This is a genomic window from Ktedonobacter sp. SOSP1-85 (genome assembly GCF_016587415.1).
Lineage (GTDB): Bacteria > Chloroflexota > Ktedonobacteria > Ktedonobacterales > Ktedonobacteraceae > Ktedonobacter.
Map to the genome: position 1 here is coordinate 4199750 of NZ_BNJI01000001.1, position 23162 is coordinate 4222911.

Annotated in this window: 18 protein-coding genes; 10 read left to right on the forward strand and 8 right to left on the reverse strand. The window is 54.7% G+C overall.

All coding sequences use genetic code 11. The features are described 5' to 3' along the window. The first annotated feature begins 160 nt into the window (after positions 1 to 160). Entirely contained in the window at positions 161 to 874 is a 714-nt protein-coding gene (locus KTE_RS17625; protein ID WP_201383078.1) for a response regulator transcription factor, read from the forward strand. Between the two features lie 66 nt (positions 875 to 940). Here the strand turns inward: KTE_RS17625 and KTE_RS17630 are convergent, their stop codons facing one another. After that, entirely contained in the window at positions 941 to 4144 is a 3204-nt protein-coding gene (locus KTE_RS17630) for an AAA domain-containing protein (protein ID WP_201383081.1), read from the reverse strand. 169 nt (positions 4145 to 4313) lie between these two features. On the opposite strand from KTE_RS17630, the gene KTE_RS17635 reads away from it, so the two are divergent. Both KTE_RS17635 and KTE_RS17640 read left to right on the forward strand, forming a co-directional pair. Continuing rightward, a complete protein-coding gene (locus tag KTE_RS17635) occupies positions 4314 to 5504 on the forward strand; it encodes a DUF711 family protein (protein ID WP_201383082.1) in 1191 nt (396 codons plus the stop codon). Between the two features lie 12 nt (positions 5505 to 5516). Further along, the gene (locus KTE_RS17640; RefSeq protein ID WP_236600472.1) at positions 5517 to 5867 is read left to right on the forward strand and encodes an inorganic diphosphatase; all 351 of its coding nucleotides are present in this window, start codon (positions 5517 to 5519) and stop codon (positions 5865 to 5867) included. 63 nt (positions 5868 to 5930) lie between these two features. Here the strand turns inward: KTE_RS17640 and KTE_RS17645 are convergent, their stop codons facing one another. From KTE_RS17645 to dnaA, 5 genes are all read right to left on the reverse strand, one after another. Next, on the reverse strand, positions 5931 to 6587 hold the full coding sequence (locus KTE_RS17645; RefSeq protein WP_201383084.1) for a GAF domain-containing protein: 657 nt from the start codon (positions 6585 to 6587) through the stop codon (positions 5931 to 5933). A gap of 421 nt (positions 6588 to 7008) precedes the next feature. Continuing rightward, positions 7009 to 7545: a universal stress protein gene (locus KTE_RS17650; RefSeq protein WP_201383086.1), complete on the reverse strand. Its 537-nt coding sequence runs from the start codon at positions 7543 to 7545 to the stop codon at positions 7009 to 7011. 347 nt (positions 7546 to 7892) lie between these two features. Then, positions 7893 to 8201 carry an ATP-dependent Clp protease adaptor ClpS gene (locus tag KTE_RS17655; RefSeq protein ID WP_007911535.1) on the reverse strand — a complete coding sequence of 103 codons (309 nt, stop codon included), beginning with the start codon at positions 8199 to 8201 and terminating at the stop codon, positions 7893 to 7895. Between the two features lie 188 nt (positions 8202 to 8389). After that, positions 8390 to 8980, reverse strand: coding sequence for a hypothetical protein (locus KTE_RS17660; RefSeq protein ID WP_201383088.1), 591 nt, complete (start codon positions 8978 to 8980; stop codon positions 8390 to 8392). A gap of 147 nt (positions 8981 to 9127) precedes the next feature. Continuing rightward, positions 9128 to 10738, reverse strand: coding sequence for a chromosomal replication initiator protein DnaA (dnaA, locus tag KTE_RS17665; RefSeq protein WP_201383090.1), 1611 nt, complete (start codon positions 10736 to 10738; stop codon positions 9128 to 9130). 694 nt (positions 10739 to 11432) lie between these two features. On the opposite strand from dnaA, the gene KTE_RS17670 reads away from it, so the two are divergent. The 4 genes from KTE_RS17670 (at position 11433) to KTE_RS17680 (ending at position 15776) form a co-directional block, all read left to right on the forward strand. Continuing rightward, the gene (locus KTE_RS17670; protein WP_201383092.1) at positions 11433 to 12803 is read left to right on the forward strand and encodes an FHA domain-containing protein; all 1371 of its coding nucleotides are present in this window, start codon (positions 11433 to 11435) and stop codon (positions 12801 to 12803) included. A gap of 93 nt (positions 12804 to 12896) precedes the next feature. Continuing rightward, the gene (locus KTE_RS17675; RefSeq protein ID WP_201383094.1) at positions 12897 to 14399 is read left to right on the forward strand and encodes an NAD(P)/FAD-dependent oxidoreductase; all 1503 of its coding nucleotides are present in this window, start codon (positions 12897 to 12899) and stop codon (positions 14397 to 14399) included. Between the two features lie 23 nt (positions 14400 to 14422). After that, positions 14423 to 14818, forward strand: coding sequence for a hypothetical protein (locus KTE_RS48875; RefSeq protein ID WP_255552901.1), 396 nt, complete (start codon positions 14423 to 14425; stop codon positions 14816 to 14818). Between the two features lie 16 nt (positions 14819 to 14834). Then, a complete protein-coding gene (locus KTE_RS17680) occupies positions 14835 to 15776 on the forward strand; it encodes a UDP-N-acetylglucosamine 1-carboxyvinyltransferase (RefSeq protein ID WP_255552981.1) in 942 nt (313 codons plus the stop codon). A 65-nt stretch (positions 15777 to 15841) separates the two neighbouring features. On the opposite strand, the gene KTE_RS17685 is transcribed toward KTE_RS17680, so the two are convergent. Then, complete coding sequence (locus tag KTE_RS17685; RefSeq protein ID WP_201383096.1) at positions 15842 to 17380, reverse strand: hypothetical protein; 1539 nt, start codon at positions 17378 to 17380, stop codon at positions 15842 to 15844. Continuing rightward, positions 17380 to 18060 carry a hypothetical protein gene (locus KTE_RS17690; RefSeq protein ID WP_201383098.1) on the reverse strand — a complete coding sequence of 227 codons (681 nt, stop codon included), beginning with the start codon at positions 18058 to 18060 and terminating at the stop codon, positions 17380 to 17382. Before KTE_RS17690 ends, KTE_RS17685 begins: the two co-directional genes overlap by 1 nt. 394 nt (positions 18061 to 18454) lie before the next feature. Here KTE_RS17690 and KTE_RS17695 point away from each other — a divergent pair, with 394 nt between their 5' ends. The 3 genes from KTE_RS17695 to yhbH all read left to right on the forward strand — a co-directional run bounded on the left by KTE_RS17695 (position 18455) and on the right by yhbH (position 23150). After that, the gene (locus KTE_RS17695) at positions 18455 to 19294 is read left to right on the forward strand and encodes an S-adenosyl-l-methionine hydroxide adenosyltransferase family protein (protein WP_201383100.1); all 840 of its coding nucleotides are present in this window, start codon (positions 18455 to 18457) and stop codon (positions 19292 to 19294) included. A gap of 621 nt (positions 19295 to 19915) precedes the next feature. Beyond that, positions 19916 to 21811 carry a PrkA family serine protein kinase gene (locus tag KTE_RS17700; RefSeq protein WP_201369445.1) on the forward strand — a complete coding sequence of 632 codons (1896 nt, stop codon included), beginning with the start codon at positions 19916 to 19918 and terminating at the stop codon, positions 21809 to 21811. A 196-nt stretch (positions 21812 to 22007) separates the two neighbouring features. Then, positions 22008 to 23150, forward strand: coding sequence for a sporulation protein YhbH (gene yhbH, locus KTE_RS17705; protein ID WP_201383102.1), 1143 nt, complete (start codon positions 22008 to 22010; stop codon positions 23148 to 23150). Positions 23151 to 23162 lie beyond the last annotated feature (12 nt).

The following is a 23162-nucleotide window of genomic DNA, read 5'->3' on the forward strand; positions in this document are numbered from 1 at the left end:
TTCATAGGCATGTGTGTGGTTAAGGAATTTAGCCACGAAAGCAAAAATCTTTACCATTTTGCTAGCTAAAAGGAGCTTGCGCGTTCTACATGTTGTAGGGCATATTGATAGATAAAGCTAATAGCGTAAATATATCGCAATGTGGTTATGGGAGGGTGTTATGGTGCTGCAAATAGAAGAGAAGCCTGGGGGAAAACGCCGTAGTAGTGAGGAGAAGGGAACGTATATTCGTATCCTGGTGGTCGATGATCAACGTCTCTTTCGCGAGTGTATCGCTGGTATGCTGGCGCAGGAACAGTTTTTTAGCGTGGTTGGGCAGGCTGGTGATGGCATCGAAGCGCTTGAACTTGCTGAAACTTACAAGCCGGATGTCCTCCTAATGGATGTGCAGATGCCGCGTATGGATGGGATTGAGGCGCTACGGCGTATCAAGGAAGAGTGGCCGCAGATTCGGGTCATCCTCTTATCCGCTTACACCGTTGATGAGCGCGTTCTGGAGGGATTGAGCGCGGGCGCGAGTGGCTACCTTTTGAAAGATAGCTCCGCTGAAGGGGTCGTAGCCGCCATTCGCGCAGTCTACGCGGGCGAACAGGTTATTACATCACGTATCTCCAGGCGCATGATGCAGCTTTATGAGCAAGGGCTGGTGGAGAAAGAGCCGATTGGCGAGGGGCTGACGAGCCGAGAGATCGAGGTATTGCTGCGTATTGCCAGGGGGATGGTGCCTAAAGAGATTGCGCAGGCCATAGCAGTAACCGAGAAGACGGTGCGCAACCATATTAGCAACATCTATCGTAAGCTCAACATTTATGATCGCTCTCAGATTGTCATCTACGCGATCAAAAAAGGACTCATTGACGTGCAGGACGTTTAACGATAGGTGATGGCGAGCTGCATAGCCAGCTCGCCATCACCTATCGTTAAAACAGTTTCTTGACGCTTAAGAGGTGGGGGTAAGTGTGGGTGTGGCTGCGGGAAAAATGGCCTTCATGCTGCGACAGTAAGTAATGAGGCGGCTGAAAAGAGGGAGTGGCTCAAGGGCCGGGACACAGCCAACCAGGATCAGTTTGCGTTGAGCGCGGGTCAGAGCCACATTTAAGCGATGTGGATTGGTCAGGAAGTCACGCCGTTGGCTGCCTGCCGGAGGCTCCTGGCTGGTTGCAAAGGACATGATGATAACCATGCGTTCGCCACCCTGAAAACGGTCAACGGTATCCACACTCAGGAGGGACGAGGTTGGGAGCGCCTCCCAACCGCTGGTAGGATCGCTGCTAAAGAGATGCCGCCGAATGGTGGCGACTTGCGCACGAAAAGGCGCGATAATACCAATATCTTTCGGTGTGATGCCACGCTTGAGGAGTTCCGCGACGATGTCGCGTACAACTCGCGCTTCGGCGTTACTCGTTTTGCTCTCGCTCACGCCCGGTCCCGTTTCATATGTGTTCGCTTCCGCCTGAAGAGGTGAGCTATCGAGGAAGGCCAGGGGGCGCCCCGGTTTGAGGACCTCAGCGATAGCCGTTGTCTCCTGGCGAGCCGATGAGAAGGAGGTAAAGTCTAGCTTTCGCTCGGCAATCGAGGGGTGCGCGAGAAGCAGGCGCTCATAAAAGACGGTGGAAGAGAAGTTTGAGATCCACTTATTCATACGATACTGCGTGCGTAGTGGCACACAGGCGCTGATGGCCACAGTCTGATTTTGCACATAGTCATCGTCGAAGCGCTTAAGGTGGCTGAAGAGGGAATCGCTTAAGCCCTGGGTCGCGGCCTCCGAGTTTAGGACGAGGGGGGGAAGCTGCTTTTCATCGCCTACCAGGATAAAGCGGTGCGCGAAACGCAAGGCCCCCAGGATGGCGGGTACTGTAAGCTGGCCTGCTTCATCGATAATGGCAACGTCAAAGTCCAGTCCGCTCTGCTTACGTGCAATATCCTCGCTGGTGAGCATGTGGGATGGCATATATTTATCAGAGGACCAGGTCGCAGTCGTTGAGGCAATCACTGGCATAGAGTGCAGCAGATCGTGTACCGCCTCTGGGTGCGGACTCTCATCCACCAGGCCTTTCAGCAGGTGGGGGCGTACCCCTTCGGCCACGCTACGCTCATGACCCAGGCGCAGGTAGGTGTCGAAGCCCTCGCGCTCAAGGCGCAGAAGAATATTATCGACGGCCTGGTTGGTAAAGGCCGCCAGTAGGACGCGTTGCCCCTGTTGCGTCAGGCGCTTGACAATCTCGGCAATAACGCTGGTCTTCCCTGTTCCTGGGGGGCCATGGACGAGTAGGTAATCCTGCATCTGGAGGGCGCGCTCAACCGCTAGATTCTGCTCAGCGTTAAAGCCTGTCCTTGGGAGGACCTGTTGCTGTTTAAAGCGCGGGCGGACCTTCCCCGCGACCAGGTCACGCAGGTGAGGATCAACCTGGAGCCAGCGCATCAGGTTCTGCAACGTGCGTACATGCACCAGGTCATTATCATAGCGGTCGAGCAGGGCCGGGTGGTCAATCAGCTCGCGTGTCCAGACGGTTACTGCTTGCGAACTAATCTGGAGAATAGTGCCACTGACGACCTCCCCACGAATGGGATCGCCGCTGCTCAAGAGAATCTCGTCGCCCTCGCGTAGTTCAGAGGTATTCTCGCAGCTAAAGCTCTGTTGCCAGCCATCATTCGCAATGTTGGCAGGGCCAAGCGCTTGCAGACCCTGAATGGCTGTTCCCTGTTTAAGGCGCTCCTCTATCGGTGTATTCCAGAGCCTGGCCTGCTGTTCTTCGCCCGCGCGGCCCTCTAGTTGAAGCAGGTGATAGTAGTGAGCGAAGAAGGCCTTATCCTCCTGAGTGTTGAAATGCCAGGGACGCCTGTCCTGGGTATCCGGCCCGCTTACCTCACCCTGTCCATTCTGAAAGGCCGCGTCGATGGTTGGAAGCTGCCAGTCGAGGAGGCTTGAGAGCTGATAGCACTGGCTCTGGAGCGAACAGCGATTGCAGCGTGAGGGGCCTGGAGGTGTGGTTGGAATGCCAGTTGCCAGGCTGAGCACCAGGGTGTTGCGCCGCTCATTGACGCGCTGGATCTCGCGGATAGATGCGGGGATGCCAAAGGCCTGGGCGTGTTGTGGCGTACCGCTATAGAGGAGGGTCGCGAGGGCCTTCTTCATCTGAGAATCGCGGCGGACCATGAGCAGAGAGTGATAGCCATAGACCTGCCAACGATGCTCTTTGCGGGGAAGCTCGCCTTTGGCGCCCCCTGTTTTAAGTTCGAGCAGGCGTTGACGACCCGCCTGCTGCCAGAAGAGGTCGAGGCGTCCACGTAGTCCAATTTCAGGCGCCAGCAGAAAGGTCTCGGCGCGCACCTGGTTGGGCGCGATATCAGTATCTGCCTGTGTCTCGTGAGTCTCCTGAAGCGCGGTCGGCATATCCCAGAGTGTATTGCGTTCATGTTCAAACCAACGCGCCAGGCTTTCCAGGTGTGGCTGAACCTCCTGACGCATCGCTTCAGGATTAATGCCCGCGAGGGCCATCTCAATATTATGGAGCTGTAACGCTTGCTCCAGGTGACGTTGCAGGCTTGCATACGCCGTTTCTGGTGCCTGCTTTTCCTCTTCACCTGCCTTTCGTAGCAAGAATTTCCCGCGATCATGCTCCTTGAGAAGCTCCTTAAAGCAATGATGTACAATGTTACCACGAATGGTCGCGGCGTTTGCTGGCGAAGGGATCAAGCGCTGCAAGAGGTGCTGGCGCTGGCAATATTCCGCCTGATTGAGGTCAGTGATGTTAAGCAGGGTATCTGGCTCAAGCACGGCCAGGGTATAGGAGTTGCCGCGATAGCAGGAACGTGAGCGGTCACGAAAGGTAAGTTCGGTGGGCGCGAACGGGAGATGATAGACATGCAGGCGCAAGGGACGCATTTTGACTACATCCCAGCGGGCACGAAGCTCACGCACCAGGCTGCGATAGTAGTGATCATTCAGGTGCAACTCAATGTGCGCGCTCCCGGTATCCAGCACGAAGACCGCGACCTGCTCGCCCGCCACCAGCCGTTCCTGAGTGGCGAGAATGCGCCCTTCGAGTTGCAGCCCCGTACAATCAGGACCTGGATCGAAGGCACAGAGGAAGCATTCGGGCGTGTGTGTATGGATCTCAGGTTGTTCAGTTCCCTGCGTCATAGTTGCGAAAAAGTCTCCTGTATTTTGCTCTTGCTGGCAGTGTACGCCACGAACAAACTTTCGTCAATCTCTAGATCAAACAAGGATACATAGAGAATAAAGCCAGAACGGTAGACGTGTTGTGGTTCTTTTATTACCATACACCGACCAATTGGAAAAGAGGAAACAGATGGTTGCATCCCCGAAAAATCCCATCATTCGTACCGTCACGCTGGGGCTGGCGGACGCCCACCCACTGACGGCGAAGCATATACAACAGGCGAGCGCCCTGTTACGCGAGGTTGAGGCGCGGCTCACAGAGGCTGGCTACGAGCTACAGACACTGCGCCTCTCAACGCGTTCCTTGTGGGATGACCTGGTGTCCTGGTCCGCGATGGAGATCCAGCAGTATATCCAGGAGTTGCAGGGAATATTGGACGAGCAAAACCTGGCCTATTGTTCGCTGGGAACGGCCCAGGTGACGCGCCCGGACTTTCCCCTGGCGCGGCTGGATATATTGGCAGATATTTTATTGCCAGCCCCAGCCTTGAGCGCCACGATCCAATTGGCGACGCTCCAGCATGGCTTGCGCGCGCAGGCTGCTCTGCCCACAGCCCACATTATTAAGCGCCTGGCGAGCGAAAGTGAAGAGGGTTTTGGCAACTTCCGTTTCGCTATGCTGGCCTGTGTTGAGCCCGGCAGCCCCTTCTTTCCTGCGGCCTATCACGAGGGGACCAGTAGCCTGAGTGTTGGCTTGCAGGGGGTAAGTATTGTGACGGAGGCACTGCAACAGTTACGTTCCCAGCAGGCAGGCCCGCTCGATCTGACTCTCGTAAGCGAGACTCTCAAGGCTGCCTTGCAGGCACAGGCGCGCCCGGTGGTGGAAGCAGTCAGCCATCTGGCGGAAGCGTATGGCGTGCGCTTTGGCGGTATAGATCTCTCGCCCGCGCCTATGGGCGAGGAGAGTATCGCGGCGGCCATGGAACTCTGTGGCTATGGCCCCCTGGGATCGCCGGGAACGCTCGCGGTCGCCGCGGCACTGACCGCTGCCCTGAAGGGGACGGATCTGCCAACTTGTGGCTATAACGGTCTGATGCTTCCTGTCCTGGAGGATCGCCTGTTAGGGCAGCGCTGGGCCGAGCGGCGAGTCAACGCCCATCAACTCCTGTTGTATTCCACCGTGTGTGGGACAGGACTGGACACGGTTCCCTTGCCAGGAGACTGCTCCGTCGAAGAGATTGCCGCGCTGCTCCTGGATGTAGCGACGCTTGCTCTGCGACTGCGCAAACCGCTCTCGGCGCGCCTCTTCCCGGTTCCTGGAAGACAGGCTGGTGAGAGCACAACGTTTAGCTCGCCGTATCTGACAAATACGCTTGTATAGAGAAAGGATGCTATGTTGACGCAGCAGGAAGGATTCTGGCAGGCGCTGGATGACCTGGTCGCAAACAGTGAAATTGTGATAGATCGCCCCAGGGGATCGAGACATCCACGCTATGAGGAGATGATTTACCCCTATGACTATGGCTATCTACAAGGGACACGTGCCGCTGATGGCGACGGAATTGATGTCTGGGTGGGGACGCAGCAAGCGCGGCAGGTGACTGGGCTCATCGTATGCGTGGACGCCTTAAAGCGCGACAGTGAGATAAAAATCTTGCTTGGGTGCACCCGTGAAGAGATGGAACAAATCCTCGCTCAACACAACAGCAGTCTCCAAGTGGGAATGTTGATTGAACGTGGTTAGAGGTGCTTGCAGGGGGAAGAGGGACGACGCGTGCTTCAGCAGCGTCGTCCTATTTATGCTGCTTTATGACTCGCGAAACTGAATAACCGTTTGTGTCCTGATGGTGCTTACCTCGGTTGGCTGTTCGTCGATATACTCCTGTCCCCAGAGTGCACCCATGATACCATCAAAGGATGTGCGTACATTCTCGTAGAGACGAGCGTTCTCGATTGAGAGCGCGGCCAGGCTTGCAAGAACCGTTAAAAACTGGATATCATCTTCATCAAAGACAGTTTGCTGCTTGGTATAGACACGGATGACCCCAACGGCTTCTCCCCGTACTTCCAGTGGTACACACAGGACCGAGACCAGGCCTTCTTGCCTGGCTGCATCCTGATACTGAAAGCGTGTATCACTGCGCACATCGGGTACATAGACTGGGGTGCCACGCATGGCATCGCTGTCAATTGCGCTCTGGGTGAGACTTACTGGACCCTTCGCGAGATAGTTGCCGCTGAGTCCATGAACGCAGCTTAGGTGAAGCAGGCCGCTTTTGCGGTCAAGCAGACGTAAAGCACAGGCATCTACCTGCATCGCCTCAGTGGTACTGGTAACGATGCTCTGGAGCACCTGGTCCAGTTCGAGACTGGAGGTAAATGTCAGCGCGGCCTGATGGAGAGCTGTATAGTAATCTCTATGTGAACGTCGTGGCAACTGATGAGCGTTATCGTCTGTTGTCATGGGTTATCTTCTCTCCTGGTGACTTTCTGACTTCTTATGCGAAAACCAATCTCCATTCGGGGCGCGGCGCCACTGCCATGGCTAGCGCTCCCCCCATTCGGGGACAAGCGCGCTCAGGTTTTCGGATAGGTGGTAACTAAGCATGGACTACAGCCTGTATGTTAGACACGAGTATCCCATGCTTATTGTAACATAGAAAGTCATTCAGGAAGACAATACATTTCCAGACCACAAGCAAGAGCTGTGGCTTACCGCTCATGTTTTCCCTCAAAAGCACAAAAGGGGAGAGCCGTGAGGCTCTCTCGCTTTGGCTTACTTCTTCTCCGAAAACCCTGAGCGCGCTTGTCCCCGAATGGGGGAAGCGCTAGACACGGCAGTGGCGCTGCGCCCCCGAATGGGGGTTGGGTTTCGGAATAAGATCTTAGTGTACTCCTACTGTCTGTTGTTGGGTCTGCTGGGCCTGCGATTGATTGGCAGGATCCTGCACCAGCCAGACGCGGCAAGGGGCATTGGAGAGCACGTAGGGAACTGTCTTACCAAGATCGTATTGAGCCTTCTGACAGTTGCGAACTAATCCTATCAAAATGAGCGCGCAATTGTGGTCTCTAGCTTCATCGACGATGGCGGGACCCGCGTCACGGGCCTGTACTACCTCTGCAACAGCCAGGCAGCCGACCTTTTCTGCAATACTTAAGGCACCAGTAAGCAGGCGATCAGCACGCTCAGACTCTTCTGTTAGCACGGCTTTGAGGGGAAGAGCACGTGGAACTTCAATGACATGTACAAGATGGACCTTACGTTTGGCTCCTTTTGCCATCTGGCAACCCAGGTATACCAGGTTTGAGTCCAGTTTGTCACCGCAGAGCACAACAGCAACGTCGCCTGTGGCGCTTTCACCCAGGGCTGACTTGCTCATCGCTGTCTCTTCTTTGGCTTTGGAGCCCCATAAGTGAACCATAATAGATCTCCTCCTGATGGAGCATGATAAACAGCATCATAAATTCCTGACCGAACATTCGTTACAGTACCCAATTTTGCGTACGAATGGCAGCCTGGTTTTCCATCCTACAGGATTGTAGTACCAGAATACGGGTTCGTCAATGACACTAAACGGCATGAGTGTCATGCCCAATACTCTGAGTCGGGTTAGCCGAACGATTCAACTCCTTTACTAGTAATACGTACGCACGCTATAAGATGTTTTGCTGTTTTCGCGGTTGAAATAGATATAGTTTGATGTACGCTGATAGAGTAACGTCTATCTCACACAAGAAAAGGCGGTCGCTTGACCGCCTTACTATAGTACTATTCTGGCTCGATTGTCACGGTTAATGCATAGCCAAGCAAGCGTTCCTGGTAGTGTTCCGCTAGCTCGTGAGGGCACACAATAACGATAGCGTTCCCGTTCAGGTGAGCGGTAAGCATAATGTGAGTTGCTTCCTGCATCGTCAAGGTGTTGACCGTTTCAAGCAACGCGGCAACGACATGCAGCATGTCATTGTAGTCGTCGTTGAAAAGAATGACTTTATAGAGAGGAAGCAAGCTGCTACGTTGACGTACAACCTCTTCGGGCCGTATTTCTAGCCGTGAAGGCTGGCATTGCCTCTGTGCCATTGCGCTATTATTCACTCCTGAGTGAGTACTTCAGTTACTCTGAATATGTGCGCCGTTGAGTTCTATTGTAACCAAGACTTACGCATTTTTCTAGTGCCCTGCCGACTAATTTCGGATTTGCAGAGAAAGAAATGCGGGGTGATGTGCGCCGCACAGCACACATCACCCCGCATTTCTTTCTCTGCCTGTTAGCGGCGACCGACGCTACGATCGATCTTGCCTCCACTGTTGAGGAGGATGGCTCGTGCGCGCGACTTGCGGCTGATATTCTCGCTATCGGGCAGACGCAGGGCCACTACATTAAGCGCGCCTTTACTGCTACGCACGGGTTGCTCTTTGCTCGCGGTCTGTTTGGTGACATCCTGGCCAATAGCACCGCGTACCCTACGCCGGGTAAAGGTACCAGTGCTGGCTCCCAGGATAATACCGATTAACGCTCCTACAATAAGCGTGGCGGGCTCTGGCAGAATACGGGGGAGTGCAAAGCTCGCTACGAGTGCAAGCACACCCAGAATCACGCCAAAGATCACCGCGAAGAGGATAATGTAGATTGGTTTGGGGCCGGTCTTCTGCGTACGCAGAAAATAGTCGCTGCGGGCCTGGTTGGGTCCATGCTCACGGAATTGCCCCTGCCCTACCATTCCTTCTTCAAGCTGAAAGACCTCGTCAAGGCTAAAGCCCTCCTTGCGCAATTTTGCGCTCGCGGCATCTGCTTTCTCCTCATCGGTAAAGACTGCTAGCAGGTCATAGCTGCCAGGTTGCTGTTGCTGTTGTTGCATACGTCTCGTATTCTCCCTGGATCTCTCCATGTGCCTGGTGCTGGCACGTCAAGCGCTAGTGTATCTGGTTAGTGTCTTTGGTTGCTGTGCATCCACTATCAAATAGTATAATATTCCAGGAGTGCCGCCAAGAGAGGGCTGGGCAACTTAGTAGGGTTTTGAGTGGAGTGACTCCAGGACAGTCGCGATTTCATGGCGGACGCGATCGCTCTGGCGCATCTCGCCCTGTACCTTTTCCCAGCCGTGCATGATCGTGGTATGGTCGCGCCCTCCCAACTCCGCACCGATCTGTTGTAGCGAGGCTGTGGTCTCTTCACGCATAAGATACATCGCAACCTGGCGCGGCCAGGCAATATCGCGGTCGCGTTGCTTTCCCCGGATACGTTCGGCCTCCACATTATAATAGCGGCAGACGCCATCAATGACTTCGGAGACGCTTAACTTGGTGGCGGCAGATGGTTTTTTATCGCTATAAATATTTTCCAGGGCGTCGGCGGCTAGCTGCACGGTGATCGGCGCGTTATGCAGGGTCGCGTAGGCGATAACGCGGTTGAGTGCCCCCTCCAGTTCACGTACACTGCTGCACTCTGGTCGTGCCACATATTCAACAACAGTGCTGGGAACCGAGAAGTGCAGGAGATCGGTTTTTGAGCGTAAGATGGCCAGGCGATGCTCATACTCTGGTGGTTGTACATCTGCCAGCAGTCCCCATTCAAAGCGGGAGCGCAGGCGGTCTTGCAGGCTATGTATGGCTTTGGGCGGCCGGTCGCTGGTGACCACGATTTGTTTATTGGCGTTGTGGAGCGAATTGAAGGTATGAAAGAACTCTTCTTCGGTTGACTCTTTGCCTGCGATAAACTGAATGTCGTCGACTAGCAAGATATCGATCTGACGATACTTAGCGCGGAACTCCTCGGTTTTCTGATAGCGAATAGCGTTAATGATTTCGTTGGTAAATTTCTCCGAGGTGACATAAAGCACAGTCAGCCCTTTGACCTCGCCCTCATGTCCCACCGCGTGTAGCAGGTGGGTTTTGCCCAGGCCCACGCCGCCGTAGAGGAAAAGCGGATTATAGATGCGCCCGGGATTCTCTGAAGCAGCCAGGGAGGCAGCATGCGCCAGCTGATTTGATTTGCCCACGATAAAGGCATCAAAGGTATAGCGTGGGTTGAGTTGCCCACCTGTCCCAAAGGTAATGACCGGTGGAACGGCAATGGGCCTGGCTGGATTGTTATAGCTCGCCGGACGCTCTGACTCGCCCTCAGATCCGGAGCCTGGAGGTGGTGGAAACGCGGGATACTCTCCGGGCGGGGTTTCTGCTTTTAGCGCACCTTCTCGATTTAAGCCAAGGGTTTGAAAGGGGAGCGATGCCTTAGACTTCTTCGCCACGGCGGCCGCGGACTCCGCCAAGCGACGTACATGCTGCGCGGGCGATGTACGTGTTCGTCCCAGGCGCGAAGGACGCTTGGGGGGCGAGAAGAGAGCCTCGCCGGGTTGCTCTGGTGTGGTTTTATCGCGGGAAACGACAAACTGGACCTCGACCTCCATTCCCGTGATGTCGGTGAGAATGGTGCGGATCAGGCTGGTGAAGCGACGCTCGAGATGGGTTTTGACAAAGGTCGAGGAGACACTGACGACGAAGATCCCATCTTGAAAGGAGTCAGCGGAGGTGCCCTGGAACCAGGTGGTAAAGGTATTAGGCTGTACGCGCTCCTGTAAGCGTTCTATTGCAGTTTGCCAGATTTGTCTTGCATTCACACACGACTACTCCCGCAAGTAAATGTTGAGTTCTTATGTACGATACGTGGCGCTTGGTATGGTGGCGTCACAAGTAGGAAAAAGCTCCTGCCTGGACGAAACGACGATTAGTCTACTCCCAGTGTCTGCTTCTTAATGGTGAAATGTAATGGTAGCATTAAATCAAACCCCTGTAAAGGCCTTGTTCTCGCGTCCTAGTACCAATTTGAGAACTACTTCATAGACAAACTTCTTTTTATTATCTATCTTTAACGTAGACGCGTAATTCTTGTTTTTTTACAGGCATTCAAGCCAACTTGCACCTCCTCAGGAGGAGACCTCTCGCCACTGCGTGACTCGCCTGGGGAAGAGTCTGCTGTCGTGGTTGGCTGGGGGAGCCAGTCAACCACGACAGCAGACTCTTCCCCAATACAAGCGTGATAGGTAAAGATGAGCTATTACCCACTTTCGGGTAAGGTGTGTCAGGTGGCGAACTGGCTCCGCCAGTTCGCCACCTGACACACCTTACCCCTGAGCACCGCAGGCGCGAAGGCTCTCCAGAGAAAGGGGCTTCATGCAACCTGGACTAGTCGTAAAGGGTGAGTTCAAGCAAGGCTCGCTCGACGCTCAAGTTTCACTTCTGCTATAATGTCAGAAGTTTTGTGCGCGCGTGATGAGAGCCTTGCGTGCTTTTAAATGGGAGGATTTGCATATCATGGATAAGTGTCCCTATTGTGGGGCCGACACAAGGCCGGAAGATCGGTATTGCCTGAATTGTGGGAATCGCCTGACCCCTGCTGCTGCTGCGCAGCCAATGAATGCCGCCCCCACCGTGGGGGCCTCTCCAAGTGGAGAATGGAACGCGGCTGGGCATGAAGGAGGCACTGTTCCTTCTTCTGACTATGGCAACGAGGCGGCTCCAACCGTGGCGGGCGGCTATGGGGCTGAGCAGGCCAACTATTCCGCTCCTACCGCCCAGGCAACGATGGATCGCATTGAGCAGCCAGGGCGTTTTATCTTGCGCTCTGAAAGCGGCCAGGTCATCACTGAGTATCCGCTGGAGAAAAAAGAGATCGTGATTGGGCGTGCCCCCAACAGCGACATCCTGTTGCAGAAAGATAAATTGACGTCGCGCCGCCATGCCGTCGTCCACTTTGATAATGGACAGTATGTATTGCAGGATGAGCATAGCGCCAATGGTACCTTTGTCAATGGGCAACAGCTTGATGAGAATGGCACACGCTTATTGCAGGATGGCGATCATATTGGCATTGGCGAGCATGAGCTGATCTTCCGCGCCTTTGGCACTGCCTCAAATGAGGTCGAAGATCTGCCCACGGTCTCTGTTCCCTATGAATCCAATCCCTACGAGCCTAATACCTATCGTACCTCGACTGATGACAATGTCACGCTTCCTGAGAGCGATAGTGGGTATGAGACCCAGTCCATTCTCTCGGAGGAGCCAGAGATTCCCTTTGGCGTGCCAGCCCTGGCTACGCCAGTTGAGCAAGACGATCAGGCTGACTTCCCGGCTGTGGAAGAGCAGACACAGAAAGCGCCTGAAGCGTCTGACTATGTTTCCGAGACACCGGCGGAACCTGCGCAGCCACGCGAGGAAGAGTCTGTACAGAAAGCCTACGATGACGCTCCTCTGACCTTTAAGCGTCTGACCTCCATTCCCATGCCCAATCTGCCAGACATGAGCAGCTTGATTGCCGCTGTCTCCGCTCTGGATGGCCAGATCGCGGCTTTGCAGGACCAGTTCAACTCAACGCAGGATGCCATGCGTAAGCGCGAGGGAGAGCTGGGCCAAACCGTCAATCAACTGCGAGGTGGCATCCGGCGCGTCTCTGAGCGCATGGATAGCACAATCGCCGATGTCGCGCGTAGCCGCGAGGCTTTGGCCTGGGCCGAGCTCTTGCAGCTCATGGAAGATGTTATGAGCAATCCACGCGATATCGAATATGTCACGAAACTGGCGCGGAAGGCTCGCGAACTCAACAAGGTCTTCCAGATTCACCAGAATGTACTCAACACAATGGCCGAGTGCAATAGCCTGTTGCGCGGCATGGTTGGCGAAGAGTAATAGAAGGTGCAGTACGTGCTGGTGGCTTGCGTCCACCAGCACGTACTGCACCTTTGGTTTATAAAAAAACTTATCAACTGAGCGGATACTTTCATGCACGAAATTGCTTCACGACAGATAGATGCCATCATTATTGGTGCTGGCCTGGGCGGCTTACTAAGCGCAGCCCATTTGCTCCAGCGTGGCAAACGCGTTCTCATTCTAGAGCGCCTTCCGCATGCGGGGGGGCGATTTACCGCCAAACATTTCCAGGGCGTGCAGGTAAGTACCGGTGCGGTGCATATGGTTCCCTTCGGGAGCAGTGGCGCGCTGGCTCAGATGCTTGATCGTTTGCAGGTTCCCCACCGTTTCTTTGATGCCGATGTCTTCGGCTCTTTTTATGTACATGGCAAACAGTACCGGGCGCAGGGCTTGCTGGGCGTCTTGCGTTTCCTGGGTCCGCGCCAGTCCTGGTGGTTCATCCGCCTGGGCTACCTGATGTTTTTTAGCCAGTTGTCTGAGGCCGAACTCCAGATGCCCTTTCATCGCTGGTTAGAGCAGCACATCAATGTCGAGCGCAATCCACAACTGGTCGCCTTCTTCGAGCGGATCTCGCGTTTTGCCCTGAGCCTGGAACTGAGCCAGGTAAGCACACGCGAGGTGATTCGCACGACGCGCAACATGTTTCGCTTTGGCGCGCCCGCGATTGTCGAGGGTGGATGTGGTGAGATCACACGCCAGCTTGAACAGCACGTCCAGGCGCTCGGCGGCGAGCTTTCACTCTCCTGCGAAGTATTGCAGATCATCCAGCGTGATGGGCGGGTGAGTGGAGTACGTGTGCGCTACAAAGAGCGTGGCGCCGAGGAAGTGATCGAGGCTCCCCTGGTGGTGAGCGATATCGGCCCCAGAGCCACAGACGGGCTACTGCACAATCGGAAAGTAAGGCAGGCCGATGTGCTCAAGCGGAAGCTGGGAGAGGAGTCTGTAGGGGGCGAGACGCCCTCAGAGGTGGGTCTGCACGAGGCCGTGGGCCTGAAAGTCCATATCTTAAGCGATGTCTCGTTTATCCCTCATCGTGGCATTATGTATTGCCTGGATACGAAGCGCATTGCGGGTATCGTCCAGCCAACAAATAGTGACCCCAGTCTTGCCCCTGCTGGCAAGCATTTGTTAATTACCCACCAGGTCATTCAGAGTAACAATGTGGAGGAAGAGCGCGCGCTCGCGCTGGCGGACTTGCATATGCTCTTTGGTGACGCCTTTGATGCGTATTGTCGCGTACTTACGATGGGGACCTATCGGGGCGAGTGGCCGGTGAATAGGATGACGCAGGGAGAGGACCTCACACCAACAACAACCGTCGAGGGCCTGTATCTCGTGGGAGATGCCGTCAAGCCATCGGGGTTTCTGATGGTGGAAGGGGTGGCCCAGAGTGTGAACCATTTCCTGGATCTGTTAGATGCACTGGATCGTGAAGAAACAGACAGGAAAGGCCGACCTGCGCGGGCGAGCCGATCACATATGGCGGTCGCCTATTCGCGCTTGAACCCCTTGCGCTGGTTGTGGATGGCGCCGGGAAATTCGGCTACGTTCCACAAATTGAAGGATGCCCATTAGGACTTGTATAAAGGCTGATAGTAATGAAGCAAAGTGAAACGCCAGTGGCCTCCCCCTATTACCTGGTACAGGGAGGAGCCTCGCTCCAGGGCGAAGTGAAATTGAGCGGCGCGAAAAACGCCGTCACCAAAATGATTATCGCTTCGCTGCTGACCTCTGAAGAGTGCACATTGCGTAATGTGCCACTGCTGGGAGATATGTATTTAACCATGAAGCTGTGCGAAAGCGTTGGCACCAGTCTACACCTGGATGACCATGTGTTGACGCTTCGTACCGACTCTATTGCCAGATCTGAGATCTCAGATGAGGTCGGGGGACTGAACCGCATCGCCGTCATGGCGATTGGTCCCCTGCTGCATCGCTGTGGTGAGGTAAGCATACCTGCCCCGGGGAGATCGTATTGGCCCGCGCCCCATTAATTTTCATATCGAGGGACTGCGCCAGATGGGGGCGACGATTGTTGAGCGCGATGGATTCTATTATTGCACGACGACAAAGCGCCTGCGTGGCACAACAATCAAACTGCCCTTCCCCAGCGTCATGGCGACTGAGAACTTCTTGATTACGGCCTCGCTGGCCAGGGGCGTGACCATCATTGAGAACGCGGCCATGGAGCCAGAGATTGTAGACCTGATCAAGCTACTGCAAAAGATGGGTGCCATCATCGAGGTTAAGGTTGATCGGCGTATTGTGATCGAGGGCGTCGAGAAACTACGTGGCGCGAGTCATACCCTGCTCAGCGACCGCAACGAGGCTGTCTCCCTGGCTACCGCGGCCTATCTCACGCGCGGCGATGTCTACCTGCGAGGCGCGCAGCAGGATATTCTATTGACGTTTTTGAATACTCTTTCAAAGATGCGCCTGCGCTTCGATATTGATGACGAGGGCATCCGTTTTGTGGCTGATGACCAGCCACCGCCCGCGATTGCCCTGGAAACAGATGTTCATCCTGGCTTTATGACGGATTGGCAGCAGCCCTTTACCGTGTTATTGACGCAGGCGCGTGGTATGTCGGTAGTACATGAGACGATCTACGAGGATCGCTTCGGCTATACCTCGGCCCTCATTGGTATGGGCGCGCATATCGGGCTGTATAGCAAATGCCTGGGCGAGGTGCCCTGTCGTTTCCGCGAGAAAGAACACCAGCATAGCTGCGTAGTTAGTGGGCCAACGCCTCTGAAGGGAACGCAACTCTATATCCCCGATATCCGCGCGGGTTGCTCCTATATCCTCGCGGCCTTGTGTGCGGAGGGCGAGTCGCAGGTCTTTGGCATCGATCATATCGAGCGTGGATATGAGCACCTGGACGCCAAACTACGTTCACTCGGCGCGCAAATTCAGCGCATCGAAGCCACGGCAACTGCCAACGTCAACTAACAACCAGATACATAGAAGAGAGCCTGGCGCGGTTAGCGCCAGGCTCTCTTCTATGTATCTGGTTACTACCAATCAGCTTTGACTTCGCGCAATTGCTCTGGTGTGAGAACGCGGAACATAATGAGCAGGTTCTCCAGGTCATATTCGAGGCCCATGGTATGCAATTCCTGGCGAATGCGACCAAGGGAACCGATCTGTGTAGTGTTAATCATGCCGTAGCTTACCAGGCTGGCGGCTAGCAATTGGTCAGGCGTGAGGAGCTTAAACATCAGCAGGATCTCGCCAAGCTGGTAGTTAAGATCCACGCCATTAAGCATACGCTGGATATTTTGAGCCACGTCCAGGCGACTCTCGGGAACGAGGTGCCCCTCTAATAAGACGCTTCCGAGCGAACGTGTTGCGCGTCCATTGAGTGCCTGAGGCTGAGGTGGCTGGGGTGGTGGTGTGGGCATCGGAGGCAGGCTCTGCATAATATCGATCAGGACCGCGTTACTGGTTGAGTTCTGCGCAACCTTTTCGGCCTGCCCCTCGGTTGCCCGCTTAATTTCAGCCTTAATTTGCTCAACAATTGTCTGGTGATCGATATCTGACTCCTCGTCCCGTTTCTCATCTGTGATGGGCGCGGTTGGAGGATACTTCTCGGTCTCTGGCTCCTGGCGTTTGGGCCTGGAGTTCAGCTCTTCTACAGTGTATGCGCGGCTGATATACTCCTGGCCAGGAGCACCAGTGAATGTCGCCTGGGGAGTCGCTGCGTGCTGTTGCTGCTGGCTAGAGGACGTAGCAGTCACAATAGAGGCCAGGGGCGAGGCAATATTTGTGGCCTGCCCATAATTGTTTGGGCGTGAAGGCGCCTCTGTACGCCTGCCCGGGTTCTCTGGGGGCATATTTGTAGGCCGCTCAGCGGGCATCCCCTCGATAGGAGCGGGGCGTAACGGTTGTGAGAATAGCTGCTCGCTTACCTGTCGTGGTGGAACATCGGTAGCTGGATGAGTGGCATAGGCCGTTGTTTGTTGGGCCTGGGAGGCGACCTGAGAAGGCTCGTGCGCTGTTTGAGGGGTGCGGGCGAACAGACCCTGTTCCCCTAAGAATGGGCGTGCCCGGACGTGTATATCCTGTTCTGGTTGGGCTATAGGCTGAGCGAAGGAAGGCTGCTCGCTTACCTGATACGCAACGCGTGCCTGGGCAGGTGCCTCGCTCCGTGTATACTGAGCTGGTGGAGGGGATACTGGTGCCTGCTGAGTAGACTGGATGGGGCGAAACGCCTGTCGCTCAGGAGCTGGCTGCATCGTGGGATGATTTTCAGCGGGCGGAGCCTGTCGTCCCTGAATGAGGCGCGAGAGTTGAGCCAGGCCAGATTCATTGGGAGCATCTACCTGGCCATTTGCCAGGCGCTGAAGAGTATTCAGGCCCGAGCCCCCCATGGGAGCCGCGGATGGCTGGGAGGAAGGATTGGCAAAGGAAGAGAGAATAGCGCTCTGAGCCTCGTATCTATTGTCAGATGTACCTGATTGGGAGGGCGTATTCGGCGCGCTCCAGGTGCGCTGATTAGGATAGAGCACGGCATGGATTTTGTCCGTGTAGGAGGACTGAGCAGGATCTTCCATCACATTTGGCGTCTGAGGGGCGTCACAGCGGAGGTGGGCGAGGAATATTGACCTGTGTTGTTGAAGGTTCCAGGAGCAGGCTGGTGAAAGCCAGAGACGCTACTTCGTAGAGGCGTAACCGGCTGCTCTGGCGATGAGTGCGTGCGATATGACTGTCCGGGTGTTTGAACAGGTTGTGTTGGACGTGGCGTCGCCGTTGGCGAGGCACCTGAATTGTTCGGAGCAGAGGGCGAAGAGGTGCGCGTCAGGCGCGGCTGGGTCGTTGAGGACGTGCTCGCTTGCTCTGAGGGAATGCGAGCGCGTACGGCGTCAACAAGGCCCATCACCCCAAGCATGCCATCGACCTCGACCTCGGCTGGTGTTGTATTGATATGATCATCGAAGTCGCGTGGCCCATAGCCTGCGATATTAGTGCAATTGAATGTCAGAACTTGAATGCCACGACCACGGCGTTGCGTATCTAAAGCGACCCAAAATTCGCGACGCGCGGCTGCCGCCTGGGCGAGGTTGACCAAAATAAGCCGGATTGGGAGGCGGGCGATGGCATCAAAGACTTCAACGGCGGTACGTGCGGTATGACAATCGTAGCCCGCGAGTTGTAGTTCGCCAATAAGTAAACCCGCTAACTGCTGATCTCGTTCAAATAGGAGAATGTGTGGTCCACTGGTACTAGCATTCATAAATTCGCTCCGGTCACTGCACGTTTGGGTTCTACTGGTGCAAAATTTTGCTCTATTATCAGACGTTGAGAAGGCGTGGCCGTGCTACATAACTCAACGGCATCGGGTGCGCAGAGAAAGTAAATATAGCCATTATTGGCGCTTAGTATAGCATATTGCTGCGAGTGTGGTATAGCAAATGTGACTAATGACGCATCACATACACATACGTTGCGCTTTTTGCATACCCTGAGTACCAGGGCATTGAGCCCTCTTCCTCTCTATCGGCTGCTGTGTATTGGAAGGCCAACTTTTTTGTTTACACAGGTGTATGCCCTGGTTGTATCATACCTTGTGCCCAGGTGGAGAGACTGTTTCTGGATATGTCCTAGTACCATTTGGAGGTTTTCAATCTATGGATATTTCACGAGCGAACGACGCAGCTCCCGTAATTGCTCTATTGACCGATTTTGGCGTGGAGGATGGTTATGTGGGTGTCATGAAAGGGGTGATGTCGGGGATTGCCCATGGCGCACAATTCCTGGATCTCACGCACCATATTGCACCTCAGCAGGTCGCTCAGGGCGCATGGCTGCTCTCGACCCACTATCGCTATTTCCCAAAAGGCACGATTTTTCTCTGTGTTGTCGATCCTGGTGTCGGTAGCGAGCGGCGAGCGGTCGCGCTACATGCAGGTGAATGGCTATTTGTGGGACCCGATAACGGCCTGTTTACCTTTATTTTAGCCGAGCAGATATTGCACCAGGCTGTGGCCCTGACAGCCCCTGCATATCGCCTCCCGACCGTGAGTAGCACTTTTCACGGTCGGGATATCTTTGCCCCGACCGCCGCGCACCTCGCGCGCGGAGTGGCTCTGGACCTGCTAGGGCCCCGCCTGGAGGCTTCAAGCTTACGCCGCCTGGACGGCCTGCTTGCTACCCGCCAGGGGAACGAGGTGCAGGCCAGCGTAGTGCATGTAGACCATTTCGGCAACCTGATTACCTCGCTACCGATGCAACTAATTCCAGAGTTCTTTAGTGCTCCCGAGGCCGTCTTAGAATTTCCTGAGCTGGGTGTTCGTGTAAGTGAGCGACGCACCACCTTTGCCCTGAGCGCCGAGAGCCAGGTGCAGCAAGGCGCATTCATGCTGGCCGACAGCTCCGGCTATCTCCTGGTCGCCATCCAGAATGGGAACGCAGCCCAGACCCTTGGCGTCAAGCGTGGAGCACGCATTCAATTGCGCCTGCGTCTCTGATGCGCGCGGGAGCAAAGTGTTAAAAACTGCTATACTAACGATTTTATCTTCTCCGTAGAATTGTATGAGACAGAAAAATATGGTATAATTTGCCTATAACCCTGAGGAGGGTTTTGGTTCTAGACAAGGTTCAAAAATAATGAGGGTGGTGGTCAATAACTGCAAACTGAGTACATGCCTTTGAAATGTGTTGGAGCAGGAAAGGACAATGTGTAACATTGCAGGAGCATCTGTAGATGCGTGTGACAACGCTACCTGGTTCTATTCAGTATAAGGGTTGGACTAAAATTATAGTAGACTCCAACCACAATATCCGCCAAAAAGTTGGAAAGGGCTGGTTCTCTTGCGACGTGTGTCGAGAAAGAAACTGGCCCTTTCAGTTTCCTGGTCACTGTCAAGCGGGGAGAGGGGAGGTCGAGGTGGTTCCGGTTGCAATGACAGTTCCTGCGCCATCCTCGTATAGTGTCTGTGCCCAACCAAAAGGAGTCTTTCCCTGGCTGTCTTATTCGTAGTATCAGTTCCTAGAGTAGCAACCATGGGGTGAAACGAATCCTACAAGGAGGAATAGACGTTTCATCCTCGCGAGCGCTATTCAGTCGTACAGCAAAGAGAGGGTAAGCCATGGATCTGGTGAAGCGGTTGGAAGAATATCGAGATCGTGAGCGAGAGCTCATGTGGGAGGGAACCTTCGCGCAATACTTTGAGATTGCGACTAAGAAGCCTGAAGTTGCCCGCCTATCGCATGAGCGCGTTTACCATATGATCATGGACGCGGGTGTCGAGACGACCCGCAACAATGAGCAGCACTACAATTTCTTCAGTCAGGAAATCTTTGGTATTGAAAAGCCTCTTCAGCAGATCGTTGACTACTTCCACTCGGCTGCTCAACGCCTGGAAGTGCGTAAGCGTATTCTGCTTCTGATGGGCCCTGTAGGTGGCGGTAAGTCCACCATTGTCACCCTGCTTAAGCGTGGCCTGGAAGAATACAGCAAAAGCACGGTGGGCGCGTTGTACGAAATTAAGGGCTGCCCCATGCACGAGGAGCCCCTGCATCTGATCCCCCACGAACTACGCTCAGATGTGGAGCGTGAGTTTGGCATCTACATCGAGGGCGACCTCTGCCCCCACTGCCGCTACATGGTCGATACGCAATTTAAAGGACGTATCGAGGAAGTACCCGTCAAACGTGTGGCCTTTAGCGAGAAGTATCGCATGGGCGTGGGTACCTTCACCCCATCAGATCCTAAAAGCCAGGATATCAGCGAGTTGGTTGGTGGTATCGACCTGTCAACGATTGGCGAGGTTGGCGTCGAAAGCGATCCACGCGCCTACCGCTTCGATGGCGAGTTAAACATCTCAAATCGAGGAATAATGGAATTCGTAGAAATGTTGAAGACGGATGAGAAATTTCTCTATGTTCTGTTGACGCTGAGTCAGGAGCAGAATATCAAGACCGGGCGCTTCAGCATGATCTATGCCGACGAAGTTGTAATCAGTCATACTAATGAGCATGAGTATCAGTCGTTTGTGGGCAATAAGAAGTCGGAGGCGCTTCAGGACCGCATTATCCTGGTCAAGGTCCCCTATAATCTGCGTGTCTCTGACGAGGTCAAGATCTACGAGAAGCTGCTAAAACAGAGTGCCCTCAAAGACGTCCATATCGCTCCCTATACGCTGCGTATTGCAAGCGTCTTCGCGCTACTCACCCGCCTGGAGCCTTCGAAGAAAGCTGGCATGAGCCTGATGAAGAAGCTGAAGCTCTATGATGGCGAGGATATGGAGGACTTCAAGCAGAAGGATGTGCGCGAACTGCAGGAGGAGGCGGTGCGCGAAGGCATGGACGGTATCTCGCCGCGCTATGTTATTAACCGCCTGTCAAATGCGCTGGTCAAGCACAATGTGACCTGTATTAATCCCATCGATGCTCTGCGCGCACTCCGTGATGGCCTGGATCAGCATACCAGCATTACGCGTGAAGAGCGCGAGCGCTACCTCAATTTCGTCAGCGAGGCGCGCAAAGAGTACGATGAACTGGCCAAGAAAGAGGTCCAGCGGGCTTTCGTCTACTCCTATGAGGAGTCGGCGCGCACCCTGCTGAACAACTACCTGGATAACGTCGAGGCCTACTGCAACAAGACGCGCCTGCGCGATCCAATCACCGACGAGGAGATGGAGCCCGATGAGCACCTGATGCGCTCTATCGAGGAACAGATCGGCGTCTCGGAGAACGCGAAGCGCTCCTTCCGCGAAGAAATTCTCATTCGCATCTCGTCACTGGCACGCAAGGGGCAGACCTTTGACTATACCAGTCATGAGCGCCTCAAAGAAGCGATTGAGAAAAAGCTTTTTGCGGACCTGCGCGACGTCGTCAAAATTACCACATCCACTCGTACCCCCGATAAAGAACAGTTACGCAAGATCAACGAGGTCGTCAACCGCTTGATGGCGGAGCACGGCTACTGTCATGTCTGCGCTAACGAAATTCTCCGGTATACGGGCAGTCTCTTGAACCGATAGTAACGAACCGGGCTGATGCAGTAGGGAATATGGATGCACGCGCGAGCCTTGTGCTCGCGCCGTGCGCCGCAAGCTAGTGGCATACCCGGGCAGAGATGCCTTCACGCGCCTCTTCTTGCTGAGGCCGGGTCACCCCCGCCTTTCCCATCACCTACAGTGTGTTCCCCTGGTTGCTCGATAGTAAGGAGAACGTACCATGTCTGTCTCACAGCACGATTGGTCGTTGCACCGGAAAGGACAAATAGACCAGGAGCGCCACAAGGAGAAGATACGCGACGCCATTAAAAAAAACCTTGGTGAGATTGTCTCAGAAGAGAATATTATTCTTTCGGATGGCAAAAAAGTTGTACGCGTGCCCGTGCGCTCCCTGGATGAATATCGCTTCCGCTTTGATCCTGGCCGCCAGACGCACTCCGGCCAGGGCAATGGAAAGAGCAAGGTTGGCGATGTCGTCGCCCAGGAGCCGCGCCCTGGCAAGGGGAAGAAGGGGGATGCCGGCAAGGACGCGGGCTATGACTACTATGAGGCCGAAGTCTCGATGGAGGAACTGGCCGCGCTCATCTTCGAGGACCTGAGCCTACCCAACCTGGAAGAGAAGCGCCAGCAGGAGATGGAGACCGAGGCGGTTCGCTTCACCGATGTGCGCAAGAAGGGTCCCATGCCCAACCTGGATAAGAAGCGTACGATCATGGAGAATATCAAGCGCAACGCCTCCAAGGGCGAGGCTCGCTTCAAAGATATCAAATCCGAGGACCTCCGCTTCAAAGTCTGGGATCCGACCATCAAATACCAGTCCAACGCGGTAGTACTGGCAATGATGGATGTTTCGGGCAGCATGGGTGAATTCGAGAAGTATATCGCGCGTAGCTTCTACTTCTGGATGGTGCGCTTCCTGCGGACAAGGTACAACAATGTGCACATTGTCTTTATCAGCCACCATACAGAGGCCAAGGAGGTGACGGAGGAGGAGTTCTTCCACAAGGGCGAGAGTGGTGGCACGCAGGTATCCTCGGCGTATGAACTGGCCCTCCAGATCATCCAGGAGCGCTATAACCCGAATGACTGGAACATCTACCCCTTCCATTTCTCCGATGGCGATAACCTGCCGTGGGATAACGACCGTTGTGTCCAACTGGTAAATAAGCTGATGGAGCAGTGCAACATCTTTGGCTATGGCGAGATACGCGAGGGCCACTATCGCTCGCCCAGTACCTTGATGTCGGCCTATGGCAAGATCAACGACAAGAAGTTTACCGCCGTGACCATCTCAGATAAGAAAGAGGTCTATCCCGCGTTGCGCAAATTCTTCGCCCAACGAGAGCCGGTGCCATCCAGGTAGTTAGGAGGACTC

Coding starts and splice junctions, on each gene's coding strand:
- KTE_RS17625 (WP_201383078.1), top strand. CDS start 161: ATGGTGCTGCAAATAGAAGAGAAGCCTGGGGGAAAACGCCGTAGTAGT.
- KTE_RS17630 (WP_201383081.1), bottom strand. CDS start 4,144: ATGACGCAGGGAACTGAACAACCTGAGATCCATACACACACGCCCGAA.
- KTE_RS17635 (WP_201383082.1), top strand. CDS start 4,314: ATGGTTGCATCCCCGAAAAATCCCATCATTCGTACCGTCACGCTGGGG.
- KTE_RS17640 (WP_236600472.1), top strand. CDS start 5,517: ATGTTGACGCAGCAGGAAGGATTCTGGCAGGCGCTGGATGACCTGGTC.
- KTE_RS17645 (WP_201383084.1), bottom strand. CDS start 6,587: ATGACAACAGACGATAACGCTCATCAGTTGCCACGACGTTCACATAGA.
- KTE_RS17650 (WP_201383086.1), bottom strand. CDS start 7,545: ATGGTTCACTTATGGGGCTCCAAAGCCAAAGAAGAGACAGCGATGAGC.
- KTE_RS17655 (WP_007911535.1), bottom strand. CDS start 8,201: ATGGCACAGAGGCAATGCCAGCCTTCACGGCTAGAAATACGGCCCGAA.
- KTE_RS17660 (WP_201383088.1), bottom strand. CDS start 8,980: ATGCAACAACAGCAACAGCAACCTGGCAGCTATGACCTGCTAGCAGTC.
- KTE_RS17670 (WP_201383092.1), top strand. CDS start 11,433: ATGGATAAGTGTCCCTATTGTGGGGCCGACACAAGGCCGGAAGATCGG.
- KTE_RS17675 (WP_201383094.1), top strand. CDS start 12,897: ATGCACGAAATTGCTTCACGACAGATAGATGCCATCATTATTGGTGCT.
- KTE_RS48875 (WP_255552901.1), top strand. CDS start 14,423: ATGAAGCAAAGTGAAACGCCAGTGGCCTCCCCCTATTACCTGGTACAG.
- KTE_RS17685 (WP_201383096.1), bottom strand. CDS start 17,380: ATGGAAGATCCTGCTCAGTCCTCCTACACGGACAAAATCCATGCCGTG.
- KTE_RS17690 (WP_201383098.1), bottom strand. CDS start 18,060: ATGAATGCTAGTACCAGTGGACCACACATTCTCCTATTTGAACGAGAT.
- KTE_RS17695 (WP_201383100.1), top strand. CDS start 18,455: ATGGATATTTCACGAGCGAACGACGCAGCTCCCGTAATTGCTCTATTG.
- KTE_RS17700 (WP_201369445.1), top strand. CDS start 19,916: ATGGATCTGGTGAAGCGGTTGGAAGAATATCGAGATCGTGAGCGAGAG.
- yhbH (WP_201383102.1), top strand. CDS start 22,008: ATGTCTGTCTCACAGCACGATTGGTCGTTGCACCGGAAAGGACAAATA.